Consider the following 18,059-nt stretch of genomic DNA (forward strand, 5'->3'; position numbering starts at 1 on the left):
CCGTTAAAATCTGAAATAAATAAATGGATTATAGCTGTTATTTACAAGCATGGTTACGCAGATCCAGAAGATTGCCACACAGGCAAGTATCCTTGGCACTGTCACCACACCTGCTGCCGGAATTTTCTCTGGAAAACGGCTTCTGCATTTTTCATATAGTTTCTGCAGAATTCCGGCAAACAAAACTCCTAGCACGATCAGAAGGATCATTTTTCTGTCAAGATAAGCAGACAGCAGGATGATTCCTCCATGGGATACAAACAGGTTTCTTACATAGGCAAAAAACAGGGACATATCTTCTGCCCGGAACAGGATCCAGCCAAAGAACACCACCACCATAGTGTATCCCCAGCCAACCGCCTTTGGCAGCTTTTCCAGCTTTTTCCCCAGACCTGCCCGCTCCAGGATCAGGAACAGTCCATGATAAAGTCCCCACAAAATAAACGCCATTCCTGCTCCATGCCACATTCCCGTAAGGAAAAATACGATCAACAGATTTCGGTAGGTACACGCTGTCCCTTTCCGGTTTCCGCCCAGGGGAATGTACACGTAATCCCGGAACCAGGAGGACAGGGAAATGTGCCATCTGCGCCAGAATTCCTGCACAGAACGTGCCACATAAGGGTAGCGGAAGTTCTCCAGAAATTCAAAGCCGAACATTTTTCCCAGTCCGATTGCCATATCAGAATAGCCGGAAAAATCATAATAAATCTGCAGCATATAAAGGATTGCCCCTAACCAGAGCGCTTTTCGCGATACTGCATAAGGACCATATTTGAAAATGTCATCCACCACTTTTGCAAAAGAGTTGGCAAGGATTACCTTTTTTCCCAGCCCCCAGCAAAAACGCATAACGCCTGCGGCAAACTTCTGAATGGTTTCCTTCCTGTCTGTAATCTGCGCTGCAATATCCTTGTACTTTACAATCGGACCTGCGATCAGCTGTGGAAAAAAGGAAATATAGAGAAGCATGTGCCAGAAATTGTGCTGTGCCTTCGTTTCTCCCCGATATACGTCGATCACGTAAGACAGCGCCTGAAAGGTATAAAAAGAAATTCCAATGGGCAGCGCCACCTGGAAAACAGTTCCAGCATCTCCGTCAGAAGCAAAAATCCCGCTTATGGCTTCCACCAGTGTACTGAAATATTTAAAATAGCCCAGAAGCGCCAGATTGATGCAAACGGTCCCTATCAGAATTTTCTTCTTTTTCCCAGGATTCTTTTCGATCAGGATTCTTCCTGCAAAATTCACCCCAACCGAAAACAGCATAAGGAAAATATAAACAGGCTCTCCCCACGCATAAAAAAGCAGGCTGAAAAATACCAGAATCCCGTTCCGGATTTTTCTGGGACTTATATAGTATGCCGCCAGTACAAGGGGCAGAAAGATCCAGAGAAAGAGCATTGAACTGAAAACCATGTGTGTGTCTCCTTTCGCCAATGGTGCAAGCACGTTGGCTCATTGGTTCCCATTATAACATAAAAGACCTCCCACACACCAGAATCCTGTGAAATTTCACATTCTGATATGTGGGAGGTCTGTTACTGTTCACTCCGTTCACAGCAACACGCTTCGCGATGCACAGAAATCATGCATTCGCATGATTTCGCGCCGATGTTCTCGAGTTTTCTGTGAACTTTGTTCACAAAAAACACCTCGCGGAATATTACCTCTGAACAGTAGCAGAGGTCTTCACTTTTTTGGGTAGACTGACAACACTTTCGTCAGTCCACGCCACTTCTAATCACATTGTTAAATCTCTGACACGCCCCAGCCGCTTACCAAATCTTGGAATCCACAGCTGCACGCTCGATTGGCAGGCCCTTCATGTATCTGTCCATGAACATGTTGAAGCCTTCTACGCCTTCCGGATCCGGATTCAGGGTGCTTCCCTGGTTTCCTGCGAATACCTTGGTATCCAGGAAGTCTTCCAGAGTCTCGTTTCCATCTTTGTTTACCAGATAGGAAGCCAGAACTGCAATTCCCCATGCACCGCCTTCACCGGCAGTCTCCATAACAGAAACAGGAGCGTTTACGGCATCCGCAAGGATCTGCTGTCCAACCCCTTTTGTCTTAAACAGTCCGCCGTGTCCAAGAAGACGGTCAACCTTTACGCCCTCTTTCTTAAACAGAATGTCAAGACCAACCCGCATTGCACCAAGGCAGGTGTAAAGATTGGTTCTCATAAAGTTTGCCAGGTTGAATTTGCTCTCAGGAGAACGTGCAAACAGCGGTCTTCCTTCTGTAAATCCGGTCATATGCTCACCGGAGAAGTAGCAGTAGGACAAAAGTCCGCCACAGTCCACATCCCCTTCCATAGCCTTGTTATATAAGGTTCCAAAAAGCTTGTTCATGTCCACTTCCATGCCCATGGCCTCAGCAAACTCACGGAAAATATTTACCCATGCATTCAGATCAGAGGTACAGTTGTTGGAATGTGCCATCGCAACCGGATGTCCGGATGGAGTTGCTACCATATCGATCTCAGAATATGGTGCAGATAACTCTTTTTCCAGAACAATGGACGCAAATACGGAAGTACCAGCGGAAACATTTCCGGTACGCTTTGCAACACTGTTGGTAGCTACCATTCCGGTACCAGCGTCACCCTCTGGCGGACACATTGGGATTCCGGCTTTCAACTTGCCAGTTACATCAAGAAGCTTTGCGCCTTCTTCTGTCAGGCAGCCTGCATCCTGTCCTGCAACGAGAGATTTTGGCAGAATGTCGCGAAGCTTCCATGGGAATCCGTAGGAAGCAACCAGCTCATCAAACTGCTGGACCATTTTCTCATTGTAATCCTTGGTGGTGCTGTCAACCGGGAACATTCCGGCAACGTCGCCGATTCCAAGAACTCTCTGGCCGGTCAGCTTCCAATGTACATAGGCTTCCAGAGTTGCGATATAGTCAATGTCTTTTACATGTGGCTCACCGTTTAAGATTGCCTGATAAAGATGTGCGATACTCCATCTCTGCGGGATATTGTACTGGAAAAGCTCGGACAGCTTTCTGCTGGCCTCTCCTGTAATATTGTTTCTCCAGGTTCTGAATGGAACCAGAAGGTTTCCTGCTTTGTCAAATGGCATATAGCCATGCATCATGGCGCTGATTCCGATAGCGCCTACGCTTGTAAGCTCTACTCCGTATTTCTCCTGGACGTCCTTTGCCATCTGCTGATAGCAGTCCTGGATTCCGGACCAGATGTCCTCCAGGCTGTAGGTCCAGACACCGTTCTCATAGCGGTTCTCCCACTCGTGTCCGCCAGATGCGATCGGTGCGTTATTTCCATCTACCAGAACCGCTTTGATCCTTGTGGAACCAAACTCGATTCCAAGTGCGGTCTTATTGTCCAGAATTGCCTGTTTTGCTTCTGCTGCTTCCATGTGTAAAATCCTCCCATTATCTTTTATAATACGCGATGCTACCTTCTGAATAGTTTCTGCGCAATTTCCTTCATCCTTCCGCCAGATATTACAAATACGCAGGTCGGCCAGACCGCCCACGTATCTGTATTTTGTTACACTTTTATTTACGGAATGCAACCTCATTCCAGCGAAGTTCATTCTTGAAATTGCGGATTGTAGTATCTTTGTCAATGTATACAGCTTCAATTCCCATAGCTGCTGCCCAGTCACCCATCTGCTCGGCAATCAGGTCATAGGTAAAGGCAGTGTGATGTGCGCCGCCTGCAAGGATCCATGCTTCTGCGCCGGTAGCCAGATCTGGCTGCGGTGTCCAGAAGGCACTTCCTACAGGAAGCTTCGGCATTGGTTTCTCCACCTTCTTGCAGTCTACATCATTGATGATCAGACGGAAACGGTCTCCCAGATCAACAAGTGAAGTAGCGATTCCAGGACCTGTCTTGGATGTGAAAACAAGTCTTGCAGGATCTTCCCTCTCACCCATGCTAAGCGGGCAAACCTTGATGGCTGGCTTTCCGTCTGCCACGGACGGGCAAACCTCCAGCATGTGGGACTGCAGGATTCCCTCTTTGCCAGGTACCAGGTTGTATGTATAGTCTTCCATCAGAGAACTTCCCTTGGCATCCTTCATCCCCGCTGACATGATCTTCATCAGACGTACCATTGCAGCTGTTTTCCAGTCTCCTTCTGCACCGAATCCATAGCCTTTTTCCATAAGGCGCTGGATTGCAAGTCCAGGAAGCTGCTTCAGGGCGCCAAGATCACCAAAGTGGGTTACGATTGCCTGGTAATTTTTCTCTTCCAGGAAACGCTCAAAACCAATCTCAATTCCTGCCTGTACTGCTACATGACGTTTGAATTCTTCCGGATCTCTTCCTTCCAGAATAATATCATATTTATTATAATATTCTTCTACAAGAGCGTCAATATCTCCCTTGGAAACAGCGTTTACATATTCTGCGATCTCATTTACCGGATAAGCGTCTACCTCCCAGCCAAATTTGATCTGCGCTTCTACTTTATCGCCTTCTGTTACAGCTACGTTGCGCATGTTGTCTGCGACACGGCAAACACGGATATGACTGCTTTCCATAATTCCGATGGCGGTTCTCATCCAGGATGCAAGGCGTTCCTGTACTTTTTTGTCTGTCCAGTGGCCCACAATGACTTTTCGTTCGATTCCCATGCGGGTTACCATATGGCCGTACTCACGTCCGCCGTGTGCAGACTGGTTTTCGTTCATGAAATCCATATCGATGGTGTCATATGGGATTTCCTGGTTAAACTGGGTGTGCAGGTGGCACAGTGGCTTTCTGTATTCTTTCAGGCCAAGGATCCAGGATTTTGCCGGGGAAAAAGTGTGCATCCAGGTGATCACGCCGGCGCAGTCTTCGTCTGCATTGGCTTCGTTGAAGGTTTTACGGATCAGTTCGTTGGTGATCAGGGTTGGTTTCCAGACGATTTCGTAGGGGAACATTCCGGATTTGTTCAGTTCTTCTACGATAATGCGGGAGTGTTCGGCTACTTTGCGGAGACACTCGTCGCCGTAAAGGTCCTGTGAGCCGGTGCAAAACCAGAATTTGTAATTTCTTCCTGTTTTCATTGTAAAAATCCTCCTGTTATTTTATATTTTTGTTAATATTGTTATTAAATTTATTTTCCCGGACGTGAATTTTAATAATTACTTTTTTCTACATGATCCCCGAATAATCAGTTCTGGTTGAATTAAACGTTCTACCTTACTGTCTTCTTCTGACACTCCGTTAATTTTCTCCAATATCAATTCCGCTGCCATCTCGCCAAGTTTTTCCTGGGGATGGGCGATGGTGGTAATGCCGGTGCCGCGCTGGGCGTACAGGGAATTGTCGTAGCCAGTAACGGAAATGTCTTCGGGGACGCGAAGGCCGCAGGACTCCAGAGTCTCGATCACCTGTACGGCGATCTGGTCATTGTAGCAGACGATTCCGTCTGGAAGCTGCCCGCTTTTTACCATTTCTTTTACCATCATGGAGGGCTTGCTGCGGCGGTCTTCGGTGTGGAACCATACCACCTGGTCGGGATCGTAAGGGATCCCTGCTTCCTGCAGCGCTTTTACATAACCTTTGTGCCGCTGGATTCCCTGGATGTCATCTGCTTTGAAAAAGCCGGTGATCCGGCGGTGACCAAGGTCTAAAAGGTACTTTGTTACCAGATAGCCTCCTTTGGCATCATCCATTAGGATGTGGGGCTTGTCTTTCATTTCGGTGTAAATTCCCTGGATAAAAATATATGGGATCTGATATTTCTCCAGATTTTCATAAAGGCTGGGGTGACGACAGCTGAGCTGGCTTTTGCTTGGCTCAATGATGAGGCCGTCAATGTCCTTTTGCAAAAGCTCTTCCAGACATTTCGCCTCCTTCTGACGGCTGTTTCCTGTATTTTTCAGAATAATGCTGTAGCCTTCCTCAGAGAGAACATTGTCCATTCCCTGGATCAGCCTTGGGAAAATGTAGTCCGAAATGTAAGTGGTCACGACTGCAATATTTCTGGACTTCTTCATATGGCGTATCTTCTCTGAGCAAAAGGTTCCCTTACCATGGCAGGCTTCCACATATCCTTCCTGTTCCAGAAGACCGAGAGCTTTTCGCACTGTATGCCTGCTGAGGGAATAGCGCTCTGTAAGCTGGTTCTCAGAGGGCAGCTTCTCTCCCGGCTGGATCCGACCGGAAGTAATTTCTTCTTTCAGTTCTTCCATCAGAGTAAAATACTTAGGCTTGCCGTTTTCTGTCATGTTTCCTTCCTCCTGATTCTTATCTTACAACTTGTATGCACATATGGACAAGTTGTTGTGTTTGGACATAGTACACCAAATAATCCGTTATAATTTATGCTCTTTTAACAAATGTGGGGGATTTTAAAATTAAAGAAGTGAATGCGTTATGCTTTATTTATAAAATAGCTATTTTGTGGATTTGGTTTCTCAGCCAGTACACAGCATTTGGGCAATGGGTATTGCTCTAGCGAGCCATTTCAGGCGCGTTCTTAGCGCAGATGAAATCCAGCGCTTACGAAGACTTAGGAGTGACGGCTCTCCGGAACTCCTTAGTCGCAGTTAGCGATTAGTTCATCGTAGCGTTGCGCCGGTGAGTGAGTAATATCCATTGTCCGAATGCGTCCCTCCTGACAAACTTTTACCACACTAAATAGCAACAGTTTCAGCCGACAACGTTTTGTCTCGTTTCATTACAATATCTCGATCAGTGCGTCAATATCTTCCATCTTCGTCGCCCAGCTTGTGGCAAAGCGGACTACGGTATGGCTGTCGTCATATTTTTCCCAGAAACTAAATTTCACCTTCTCGCCCAGTTCCTCCATCTTCTTATTTTCCAGAATAACAAAGATCTGGTTGGTAGGAGAATTGATGAAAAACTCATACCCTTTCTCCTTTAAGGCAGCTTTCAGTTTTGCCGCGGTTTTGATGGCATTTTTGCTGATTTCCAGATACAGGTTGTCTGTAAAAAGAGTATCGAACTGGATTCCAAGAAGTCTGCCCTTTGCCAGAAGCGCTCCCTGCTGTTTGATCATAGTGAAGAAATGCTTAGGCGCCTTTTTCGGGAAAACGACGGCCTCACCACACAGGGCTCCGACTTTGGTTCCGCCAATATAAAATACGTCGGTGTATTTCGCAATATCCTTCAATGTCACGTCTGTGTCTGCCACCAGTCCATAGCCAAGTCTGGCACCATCTAAGAATAACGGGATCTGGTACTCCCGGCACACGCTGGAAATATCAGCCAGCTCCTTTTTGGTATAAAGTGTTCCGTATTCAGTCGGATGGGAAATATAAACCATTCCCGGGAAAACCATGTGGTCGTAACTGCCGTCTGCATAGTAGGTCACAAGATAATCTTTCAAGTCTGCGGCGGAAATTTTGCCATTCTTCTGGGGCAAAGGAAGGACTTTGTGTCCGGTAAACTCAATGGCACCTGCTTCGTGTGCATTTACATGTCCGGTGACTGCGGAAAGCACACCTTCATAGCGGTTCAGCATGGATGCGATCACAACTGCATTTGTCTGGGTTCCGCCTACCAGGAAATACACTTCTCCATCCTGGCAGCCGCAGGCCTCTTTGATTTTCTCCTTCGCCTGGTCACAGTATGGGTCCAGACCGTATCCGCAAACCTTCTCCATGTTTGTTTCCATTAATCTTTTTAAAATTGCCTCATGAGCACCCTCACAATAATCGTTTTCGAAATATAGCATGTTGTAACTCCTTTGATTTTTTCACTTGTATGCACAAATGTTAATTCTATCGTTAAGTTTTATCATATACCTATGCGGAACTTTTTACAAGCAGATACCGCTTCAAGTTTTTATTGTGCTGAGGGGAAAGGATCGTCTATTTCAGGTATCCTAGACAAAGGATTTTTATATTTCGGGGTTGACATTTTCTCCTTTCTGCACTTATAATGACCTCAACAAAATAGGGCTTACAGGCACACTTCAATAAAAGGGAGTAGCTGGCATATCAGATACGCTGTTTACAGGAACACAGCATTTTTCTGTATATGGATTTTCATGCGTCAGAACGGCGGACAGCTTTCACAGGCTGTCGCCCGCGGAGAATTGAAATGGCAAGACTTTTATTACAATAGCTGCATATTTTTAGGTATGCATTGTTGTAATAAAAGTCTTTTTTATATATAAAAACTCAAAAGGAGGAAAACAAAATGGAATTTTTAACAGATGGAATCTTAGCACTGACCTGGCAGCAAATTGTGATGTTCGCGGTGGGAATCACCCTGATCTGGCTGGCGATCAAAAAGGGCTTCGAGCCAGCCCTGCTTCTGCCAATGGGCTTTGGCGCAATCCTTGTGAACCTGCCCTTCTCCGGAGTTCTGAACCAGACTCTGGCAGGCGGGATCCAGGCAAACGGCGTAATCGAATGGCTGTTTCATGTAGGAATTGAGGCATCCGAAGTAATGCCCATTTTACTCTTTATCGGAATCGGCGCCATGATCGACTTCGGGCCGCTGCTTTCCAATCCTTCCCTGTTCCTGTTTGGGGCAGGTGCCCAGTTCGGGATCTTCACTGCAATTTTGCTGGCCGCAGTCCTTGGTTTTGACTTAAAGGATGCAGCTTCTATCGGAATTATCGGCACAGCAGATGGGCCAACCTCCATTCTGGTCTCCCAGATCCTGAATTCCAGATACATCGGAGCCATTGCCGTAGCCGCCTATTCCTACATGGCGCTGGTTCCCATTGTGCAGCCTTTTGCCATCCGGCTTGTAACCACAAAGAAAGAGCGCCGCATCCATATGGAATACAATCCAAAATCCGTTTCCAAAACCATGCGGATTGCCTTTCCCATTGTGGTAACTGTCATTGTTGGCCTGGTAGCCCCACAGTCCGTTGCCCTGGTGGGATTTCTCATGTTCGGCAACCTGATCCGTGAATGTGGTGTCCTTGGCACCATGTCCGACACCGCACAGAATATTCTGGCAAATCTGATCACCCTGCTTCTCGGGATCACCATCTCCTTCAGCATGCGTGCAGATCAGTTCGTGACAAAAGAAACTTTACTGATCCTGGTGATCGGACTTTTCGCCTTTGTAATGGACACCATCGGCGGTGTTCTGCTGGCAAAATTCCTGAACCTTTTCCTGAAAAAGAAGATCAATCCAATGATCGGTGGTGCCGGAATTTCTGCATTTCCAATGTCCTCCCGTGTAGTTCAGAAAATGGCCATGGAGGAAGATCCTACAAATGTAATTCTCATGCAGGCTGCAGGCGCCAACGTATCCGGGCAGATTGCCTCTGTAATCGCAGGCGGCATGGTTATCAACCTGGTGACGAAATTTTTATAAGGATTTCCACAACCCAGATCAGTATTTCACACATTATATAAACAGGAGGATCTTATCTATGAATACATCCAATATCTTAATCGCACTGGAAATCATGGCAAAGGGAATGGCTGGAATCTTCACCGCCATTCTAATCATTATGCTCTGTGTATGGATCCTGGGAAAAATAGGTAAATAAAACACAATGAGCCAAGGTCTTCTGTAACACAGACCCTGGCTCATCATTTGCATAAAGATGATCCCTGCCCTCACGGGTGTCCCTCATCTTTTTTCTCTATTGCTTACTGCGCACATCCTGCCCAATAACCTTTATTCTTCCATGGAATCCGCAGCACTTTCCTCTTTCTCTGGCAAAACACTCTCCTCCCGGTCATAATTTTCCAGGAAGGAATGTCTCACTCCATACTGCTTATATCCCACAACAGTATCAATATTTACATTCTCCACACTCTTGAAAATATTTCCCTCCACAAACGGGTTCACCTTTTTCAGATCACGGATCAGTTCCTTGATTTCCACACGTTTGGAACGGTTCTCGTTGTTGCAGGTGGTGCAGGTGTCTGTAAATTTACATGCACACTGTATAAAATGCAGATCGTTATAATCACGCCATGCCTTGATATCGTCCTCACGAACCAGATACAGCGGACGGATCAGCTCCATCCCCTCAAAATTGGTGCTGTGAAGCTTTGGCATCATCGTCTGCACCTGGGCTCCGTAAAGCATTCCCATAAGAATGGTCTCGATCACATCATCATAGTGATGTCCCAGGGCAATCTTGTTGCAGCCCATTTCCTTTGCAAACGCATAGAGATGGCCGCGGCGCATTCTTGCGCAAAGATAACAAGGAGACTTCTCCACATTAAATACGGACTCAAAAATATCAGACTCAAAAATACGGATGGGAATATTCAGCCTTCTGGCATTTTCCTCGATCACCTGGCGGTTGGCCGGACTGTACCCCGGATCCATAACCAGGAATTTCACTTCAAAATCAAACTTATTATGAAGCTTCAGTTCCTGGAAGCACTTTGCCATCAGCATGGAGTCCTTACCGCCTGAAATACAGACTGCGATCCTGTCTCCAGGCTTCACAAGCTCATAAGTATTGATTGCCTTGGTGAACTTGGACCAGATTTTTTTCTTAAATTTCTTGCGAAGGCTGATCTCCACATTTTTCGCAAAGTCTTCGTCCTGGGAGCTTTTCATGGCATCCATAAGCCAGGCAATATAGCCTTTCTCCAGGCTTACTGCGTCAAATCCCTCTTCTTCAAGATTCTCCGCAATTTCTTTACTGTTGATTCCCCTGCTGCAGCAGATCACCAGTTTCTTCGTCTTATCTACTTCCGGGTTCTCTATTATCTCCTCTGGCTTACAGGCTACTGCGCCTTTGATGGCACCGTGGGAAATCTCAATCTCATCGCGGACATCAATGATCTGATAGGAATCCGCTGGTAACTTTTTTAATTCTTCTATTGTTATACTGCTCATTTAAAAACCTTCCTAAAAATGTATTCTATAATGTCCAATCTTTTTCTTTTAATTCCGATTCTTGATCAGTGACACAACAAACAGGATCACTGCCAATACAACAAAAAACGGAATCACTGCCACCAGAATATGAAACAGCAAAAATACCACGATCAGCAGGATCACCACGCCCAGCAGCTTGCTGTACCAGGTATCAAAACGCCATACGTGCACATGTTCTTTCCCCGTTTCCTGGGCATTCTGGGAATCATCCGAATACGTGCTGTACTCTTCATAATCCAGCTGTCCATTATCCACATCTGTATCCAGCAAAGTCCTGGCGATCAGCCTGGGATCTCCAAGCTCTGCAAGAACCTGCTGCTCATCCCGTCCACTGCGCACCTGTGACTGGATATAATCTTCGTAGTAACGCACATGCGCTGCCACCTTGCCCTCATGCATCTGCCCGGACAACTGGTTTCTCAATGTATCCAGAAATTCAGTTCTGTTCATTCAATTCTTCAACCTTTCTTATATAAACCCAAGAATTATTATCCTGTTTCAAAACATTTTATCTAAGCATGTAACTGTTCAGAGTACCTTCACAGTTAACTAAGCATTTTCTATTCTAACAACACTTTCCCCCATACGCAACTACCCAAGTCATAAAATTTTTATGAAGCCTTCCTTAAGAGAGTCTAAAATAAAGGATTGTTTTTCACCATTCAGACAGATTTTCTTTGTATGAAAAACATTTGTTAATTTTCACAAATATTCACTGATTTTTTTGACAATAATTCCGTCTGTTAATTTATTGACATAATGTTTTTTTAATGATACAATGAGCACATCAATTGAAAAGCTTCTGAATACTGACGGATCGTGGAGTTAACCACAGGGACTTCGGAAGCAGATCAAGATCGTTGCTGGTGGTTAAATCCACAGCAACTCAGGAGCCGACCGTCTGGGCAGTATTTGATTCATCAGATACTGCCCTTTTTTACCGGGAGGTTTGGAAGCCATTTAATCTTACACAACGAAAGGAGCTTTTATTATGGGGTTTAAAAGTGACATCGAAATCGCACAGGAATGCGAAATGAAACCAATTACTGAGATTGCGGCAAAAGCAGGTATTGATGACAAATACCTTGAGCAGTATGGCAAGTACAAAGCAAAAATCGACTATAATCTGTTAAAAGAGACAGATAAGAAAGATGGTAAACTGATCCTGGTTACCGCTATTAACCCGACTCCAGCCGGAGAAGGAAAAACAACAACTACGGTTGGTCTTGCAGATGCTATGCAGCAGATGGGCAAGAACGTTATGGTTGCCCTTCGTGAGCCATCCCTTGGACCGGTATTCGGTGTTAAAGGCGGCGCAGCAGGCGGCGGATATGCACAGGTTGTTCCAATGGAAGACATCAACCTTCACTTCACCGGTGACTTCCACGCAATCGGCGCAGCCAACAACCTTCTTGCAGCTATGATCGACAACCATATTTTCCAGGGCAACGCTCTGAACATCGACCCACGTAAGATCACATGGAGAAGATGCGTAGATATGAACGACCGTCAGCTTCGTAACGTAGTAGATGGTCTTGGCGGAAGAACAAACGGTATGCCTCGTGAAGATGGATATGACATCACCGTTGCTTCTGAGATCATGGCAGTTCTCTGTCTTGCAAGTGACATTACAGACCTGAAGAAGAGACTTTCCAGAATGATCATTGGTTATACATACGGTAAACCGTCAGAGCAGAAGCCAGTTACCGCTGGTGACCTCCACGCAGAAGGTGCTATGACAGCCCTTCTGAAAGATGCTCTGAAACCAAACCTGGTTCAGACTCTGGAGCATGTACCTGCAATCGTTCACGGCGGACCATTCGCAAACATTGCTCACGGATGTAACTCCGTAACCGCTACCAAGATGGCTCTGAAGCTTGCTGATTATACTATCACAGAAGCTGGATTCGGTGCTGACCTTGGTGCAGAGAAATTCCTTGATATCAAGTGCCGTATGGCTGGTCTCAAACCAAACGCAGTTGTGATCGTTGCTACTGTTCGTGCACTGAAATACAATGGCGGCGTTGCAAAAGCAGATCTGAATAACGAGAACCTTGAGGCTCTGGAGAAAGGTCTTCCGAACCTGCTGAAACATGTAAGCAACATCAAGAACGTTTACAAACTTCCATGTGTTGTTGCCATCAACGCATTCCCGACTGACACTAAGGCAGAGCTTGACCTGGTTGAGGCAAAATGCAAAGAACTTGGCGTTAACGTTGCTCTTTCTGAAGTATGGGCAAAAGGCGGCGAAGGCGGCAAGAAGTTAGCAGAAGAAGTAATCCGTCTTGTAGAAGAGCCAAATGACTTCACCTATTCCTATGAGCTTGAGGGCTCCATCGAAGATAAACTGAACCAGATTGTCCAGAAGATCTATGGTGGTAAGAGAGTCGTTCTCACAGCCAACGCCCAGAAGCAGGCCAAACAGCTGGAAGCTCTTGGATTTGGCAATTGCCCGATCTGCGTTGCAAAGACACAGTACAGCTTAACCGATGACCAGACCAAGCTTGGTGCTCCGACAGACTTCGAAGTAACCGTTCGTAACCTGAAGATTTCCGCAGGTGCTGGCTTCATCGTAGCCCTTACCGGCGAGATCATGACCATGCCAGGTCTCCCGAAGGTTCCAGCAGCTGAGAAGATCGACGTAGACGAAACCGGAAAGATCACAGGACTGTTCTAATTTTCACCGCAGTCACCAAGTTTTCGTGCGATCATGAATTTTGGTTTGTTGCTCATGAAAATCAATGCCCGGGAGTTTTTAACTCCCGGGCATTTTTACGCAAAAAACAACTGCCAGGGACAGATTCCCTGGCAGTGTTATGTATATTCCTTATTTCAGCTTCTCTCCTGTAAGCATCTCATATGCCTGGAGATATTTATCAATGGTCTTGTCCACGATTTCCTGTGGAAGTGTCCAGTTGTTGTCCGGATTTGCTTTCAGCCAGTCACGGGCAAACTGCTTGTCAAAGGATGGCTGGCCATGTCCTGGCTCATAGCCATCTGCCGGCCAGAATCTGGAGCTGTCCGGTGTGAGCATCTCATCACCAAGCACGATATTTCCATTCTCATCCAGACCAAACTCAAACTTGGTATCTGCAATGATAATGCCCTTGCTCAGTGCATACTCTGCACACTTTTTATATAATGCGATGGTGTAATCACGGATCTTCTCAGCATATTCCTGACCATGTCCCGGATAATATTTCTCAAGATGTGCAACGCTCTGCTCAAAAGAAATATTCTCATCATGGTCACCGATCTCAGCCTTGGTAGAAGGTGTGTAAATAGGTTCCGGCAGCTTATCAGACTCTTTCAGTCCTTCTGGAAGAGTAATTCCGCAGACAGTGCCATTCTTCTGGTAGCTAGCCCAGCCGCTTCCTGTGATGTATCCACGAACGATACACTCTACCGGAATCATGTCCAGCTTGCGGCACATCATGCTGTTTCCGTCGAATTTGTCCTGCTGGAAAAACTCCGGCATATCTTTTACATCAACAGAAATCATGTGGTTCGGCAGGATGTCCTGGGTCATATCGAACCAGAACTTGGACATCTGTGTAAGGACAGTGCCCTTCTTAGTCACTTCGTTGTTCAGGATCACGTCAAAACAGCTGATACGGTCTGTAGCAACCATGATCAGGCTGTCTCCATTGTCGTAAATCTCGCGTACTTTGCCTTCTTTAACTGGCTTCATTTCCTGCATAGCTTTACACCTCGTCATTTTTCTATTTTTCGTTTATGTCAATGGAAAATCAACTTATCCGGGCGTTTCTTCTGCCCGGGATTTCCATTTACAGCACCCCATTATTTTATCATTTTACAGACCAAAAAACAATTCTCCTAATTGCTGAAATCAAAGCATCTTTTCCCGAAATCCATGTGAATCTTCACAGAAGCAGACAATGGCCGCCGCATAATCCATGCTATGCAGCAGCCACATATAACCATTCAACCAAAAACAGCAGGCTATTCCAGCACATACTGGTTCTTACCGCCATTCTTTGCCTTATACAAATTTTTGTCCGCACTATGGATAAAATCAGTCAGGCTATAATCTTTTTCCACAACCTTGTTTACCACACCCATGGAAATGGTCACGGTATCAGCCTCCTGGTGTCTTAAAAACGGCATCTTATCCCCGTTTATCTCCCGGAATAATTCTTCCACAAACTTTTGCAGTTCCTCATCAGACTTGTCAATTCCAAGGATCACGAATTCATCCCCACCGTAGCGGCTTGCAAAATATTCTGTTCCAGCTATATCCTGAAGGATCCCGGAAATCCTTTTCAGACAGTCATCACCTTTCAGATGACCATACTCATCATTATAAATCTTAAACTCGTCAATATCAAAAAGGCACAGACAGATCCGGGCTTTCTGGAAGCAGGCAATTTCACACAGCTTCGTAAAGCGCTTTTTTAAACCATAACGATTGCTGATCCCGGTAAGCTCATCAATCTCACTGGTATTCATCAGTTTCCTGGTATTCGCAGAGAGCTGCTCATTGGTCATGCGCTCATATTCCAGCTTATAGCGGTTATCTATAGCTCGCACGATCAGCGTATTCTCTTCTTTTTGAGATTTCTTTTTCAACTCATAATACTGCTGATAATATTTCTTAAGCTTCTCTTTTTCTCCAGTTGCCTTATAGTATTCAATCCAGGATTCGCAAAGTCTGAAGCTTCTTTTTACAACCTCACTTTTCCCATAAACACGCTGAAGCTCGGTCAAAATATGCTCCGCTCCTACATAGTATTCCAGGCTTAGAAGTTCGTGTATCAGACAAATAAAATGATTAAAAGCCTCCACTTCTTCATAGCATTCCCCGGAAAGTGACAAAATTTTATTCGCTTCTTCAATGGCTTTTTCCCGTTCTCCTGTTTCAGCATAGACACTCACAGAATCTACGAGCCTGTTAATCTCTACTGCGGAAAAATATGTGCTTGGTTCACTGTCGTACTCAGCTTCTGCCAGTTCAAGATATTTTCTGGCCTGATCATATTTCTTTTCTCCCTGACAGCCAATAGCAAGATTCACAAAATACTGCTTCTTATTGTACATCTTTCTCTGTTCTTTCTTTCCTTGCTTCTGGGAAATTTCGTATCCCTTGCTGCAATAATAAGCAGCGTCTCCATAATCCCCGACACGGTGAAGGAGTACTCCAATGTTGTTGTAAATCATCCCTTGCATAACTGCATCCTTACATTTCCGCGCAAGCTTTAAAGCCTTAAAATAATAATCCAATCCCAGCAATCCGTCTCCCTGGTTTACATAAATAATACCAGTAATGTTATAATTCTTCTCTAAAAGGTTTTCGTATCCATTCTTCTTCTGAATTTTCTCGGCTATCATCATATTGTCAATGGCTTCTTTAAATTTTCCAAGAGTAAACAACGTGTCTCCCATGTAGAGCCGGGCATACGCAATCTGATAGCTATCCTCTGTTTTCAGTCCATTTTCCAGAATTTCGCAACAGATATCGTAAGCCCGCTGGGGATCTGAAAAACGGTATTTCATTACTTTTTTGCATTTTTTCTCAAAATCTATACTCATTTTTCATCTCCCTGCACAGATTCGTTGATCGCAAAGCCATTTTTGGAACTTTTTTTCAAACTGTAAAGCATCCTGTCTGCTGCTTCAATATAACAGGGAAAATCCATCTTTTCCTCTGGAACAGAATTCACACCGCCAATGGTAACAGTTACCTCGTCTGAAACTGCCGAATTCTTATTGGGTATAGCAACCTTCGTCAGCGACTTCTTAATTTCCATTGCCACTTCCATTATAGAAATAGTTTGTATGCCAGTAATGGTCAGTAAAAATTCATCTCCACCATATCGCCCTGCCATTCCTTTATCCGCCACTGCATGCTTCAAAATATGGGCAATTTTTTTCAGACACTCATCTCCTGCCACATGTCCGTAAGTGTCATTAAACTCTTTGAAAAAGTCCACGTCCACAAACAAAACCGCAAATTTCTGTTTCTGCTCCCTTGCAGCTGCAAAAGCTTTGTTCATGTATTTACGGATTCCCCGGCGATTCAGCACTCCGGTAAGTTCATCATATTCGTTTCTTTTAAATAGTACGTTCTGCCACTCTTCCATGCTGGTCCGTCTGTCTGCTTCTTTCTGAAGCTCGATTCTCTTTTTCAATCTTTTCACAGCAGACTGTTTGGAAATTTCTTTAAATTTCATATCATACTGGAAAAACAGCTCATAAGCACGTTCCAGCGGTTCTTCTTCCCCTAACTCTGTGTAAATCTGAATCTCGTACTCCATCAGTCTGGTCCATTTCCCGGCACATTCCATTCCGACAAGCAGTCTCTCTGTTTTCGCCGTAAATCTTGCTGCATCCTCATATTCTTTTAACGCCATCAGTATATCCAGAATATCAAAATAGTGAGAAAGTCTTTCAAACCGGTTCTGAATATCCTCAACCTGCTCCCAGATTTTCCCCAGTCCTGCCATAGCTTCCTCTTTCATGCCTTTCTGCGCATAACAGGATGCATAGAGAAGCGGAACATTCAGGGGATCCTCTTTCAGCTGATCCAGGGAATCCAGATATTTAAGGGCTTTGTCCGGCTCCTTTTTTTCCAATTCCAGGCCGGCACGGAGCATGTTGTAAAATTCCTCGCTGAATGCTACATTGGACTGATTTTCACTGGCATTCTGCGCCATCTCAAATGCCCGCTTCAAGGTTGCCTCTGATTTCCCATAAGCGCCAGCTTCCCGGTATACGTACGCAATATTGGCAAGAGCAGTCGAACACATCGTATAATCTTCCATTTGCTCCGCAATCTCAATTTCCTTAAAAAAGCAATCCAGGGCACCCTGCTCATCATCCTGACCAATATAGATACCCCCTGCCAGATTATATAAAGTCAGGGACAGCTTGTCGTATTCTTTTTTCCCCATCAGGTCCATGGCTGCATGGTATTCATCCATGGCCTTGTCAAGCATTCCCATAGAATGAAAAGCATCTGCCAGATATGTATGTGCAAATGCCCTTGCGTATTCTGTTTCATTCATTTCCAGCAGTTTCAGACACAGATCCCGCTCCTCTTCAGGAGACTGATGTCTCACCTCCAGGATCTGATCCATATATCGGTTCGCTTCGCTCATGTGGTTCACCTTTTTTAATTAAAATAATTGGCTCTACTCCAAAAGTAGTGGATAAGTACCTTTTGTGATATACTTGTCACGGGGTGATGAAACAGGTGGAAAAAAACTTCACAGCGATGATTGCAGGTTCTCTCAATCTA

The 18,059-nt window shown here is 45.2% G+C and carries 12 protein-coding genes and 1 riboswitch; of the genes, 2 read left to right on the plus strand and 10 right to left on the minus strand.

The genetic code is table 11. The annotated features are described in order from the left end of the window. Nucleotides 1-3 precede the first annotated feature (3 nt). The 5 genes from ACTQ50_RS06660 to ACTQ50_RS06680 all read right to left on the minus strand — a co-directional run bounded on the left by ACTQ50_RS06660 (nt 4) and on the right by ACTQ50_RS06680 (nt 7,664). The gene (locus ACTQ50_RS06660) at nt 4-1,419 is read right to left on the minus strand and encodes an MBOAT family O-acyltransferase (protein WP_441483522.1); all 1,416 of its coding nucleotides are present in this window, start codon (nt 1,417-1,419) and stop codon (nt 4-6) included. Nucleotides 1,420-1,778: 359 nt separating this feature from the next. Beyond that, nucleotides 1,779-3,383: a xylulokinase gene (locus ACTQ50_RS06665; protein WP_441483523.1), complete on the minus strand. Its 1,605-nt coding sequence runs from the start codon at nt 3,381-3,383 to the stop codon at nt 1,779-1,781. A gap of 142 nt (nt 3,384-3,525) precedes the next feature. After that, a complete protein-coding gene (gene araA / locus ACTQ50_RS06670; RefSeq protein WP_441483524.1) occupies nt 3,526-5,025 on the minus strand; it encodes an L-arabinose isomerase in 1,500 nt (499 codons plus the stop codon). A 78-nt stretch (nt 5,026-5,103) separates the two neighbouring features. Further along, nucleotides 5,104-6,192: a GntR family transcriptional regulator gene (locus ACTQ50_RS06675; protein WP_441483525.1), complete on the minus strand. Its 1,089-nt coding sequence runs from the start codon at nt 6,190-6,192 to the stop codon at nt 5,104-5,106. 452 nt (nt 6,193-6,644) lie between these two features. Then, complete coding sequence (locus ACTQ50_RS06680) at nt 6,645-7,664, minus strand: threonine aldolase family protein (RefSeq protein ID WP_441483526.1); 1,020 nt, start codon at nt 7,662-7,664, stop codon at nt 6,645-6,647. A gap of 467 nt (nt 7,665-8,131) precedes the next feature. Here ACTQ50_RS06680 and ACTQ50_RS06685 point away from each other — a divergent pair, with 467 nt between their 5' ends. Beyond that, a complete protein-coding gene (locus ACTQ50_RS06685) occupies nt 8,132-9,268 on the plus strand; it encodes a sodium ion-translocating decarboxylase subunit beta (RefSeq protein WP_441483527.1) in 1,137 nt (378 codons plus the stop codon). Between the two features lie 309 nt (nt 9,269-9,577). Here the strand turns inward: ACTQ50_RS06685 and ACTQ50_RS06690 are convergent, their stop codons facing one another. Together ACTQ50_RS06690 and ACTQ50_RS06695 are read right to left on the minus strand one after the other, a co-directional pair. After that, nucleotides 9,578-10,759, minus strand: a complete 1,182-nt coding sequence (locus ACTQ50_RS06690) for an ATP-binding protein (RefSeq protein WP_441483528.1) — start codon at nt 10,757-10,759, stop codon at nt 9,578-9,580. 48 nt (nt 10,760-10,807) lie between these two features. Next, nucleotides 10,808-11,251, minus strand: coding sequence for a DUF1700 domain-containing protein (locus ACTQ50_RS06695; protein WP_441483529.1), 444 nt, complete (start codon nt 11,249-11,251; stop codon nt 10,808-10,810). A gap of 345 nt (nt 11,252-11,596) precedes the next feature. Beyond that, nucleotides 11,597-11,715, plus strand: a riboswitch (ZMP/ZTP riboswitch). A gap of 77 nt (nt 11,716-11,792) precedes the next feature. On the opposite strand from ACTQ50_RS06695, the gene ACTQ50_RS06700 reads away from it, so the two are divergent. Next, on the plus strand, nt 11,793-13,478 hold the full coding sequence (locus tag ACTQ50_RS06700) for a formate--tetrahydrofolate ligase (protein WP_441483530.1): 1,686 nt from the start codon (nt 11,793-11,795) through the stop codon (nt 13,476-13,478). Between the two features lie 150 nt (nt 13,479-13,628). Here ACTQ50_RS06700 and ACTQ50_RS06705 read toward each other — a convergent pair whose 3' ends face one another. The 3 genes from ACTQ50_RS06705 to ACTQ50_RS06715 all read right to left on the minus strand — a co-directional run bounded on the left by ACTQ50_RS06705 (nt 13,629) and on the right by ACTQ50_RS06715 (nt 17,919). After that, nucleotides 13,629-14,501, minus strand: a complete 873-nt coding sequence (locus ACTQ50_RS06705; protein WP_441483531.1) for a phosphoribosylaminoimidazolesuccinocarboxamide synthase — start codon at nt 14,499-14,501, stop codon at nt 13,629-13,631. Nucleotides 14,502-14,764: 263 nt separating this feature from the next. Continuing rightward, nucleotides 14,765-16,351: a GGDEF domain-containing protein gene (locus tag ACTQ50_RS06710; protein ID WP_441483532.1), complete on the minus strand. Its 1,587-nt coding sequence runs from the start codon at nt 16,349-16,351 to the stop codon at nt 14,765-14,767. After that, nucleotides 16,348-17,919, minus strand: a complete 1,572-nt coding sequence (locus tag ACTQ50_RS06715; protein WP_441483533.1) for a diguanylate cyclase — start codon at nt 17,917-17,919, stop codon at nt 16,348-16,350. The genes ACTQ50_RS06710 and ACTQ50_RS06715 overlap by 4 nt, the downstream gene beginning before the upstream one ends. Between the last annotated feature and the right edge of the window lie 140 nt (nt 17,920-18,059).

The sequence above is a fragment of the Blautia sp. Sow4_E7 genome, from assembly GCF_052116245.1.
In the GTDB taxonomy this organism is placed as follows: domain Bacteria; phylum Bacillota; class Clostridia; order Lachnospirales; family Lachnospiraceae; genus Blautia_A.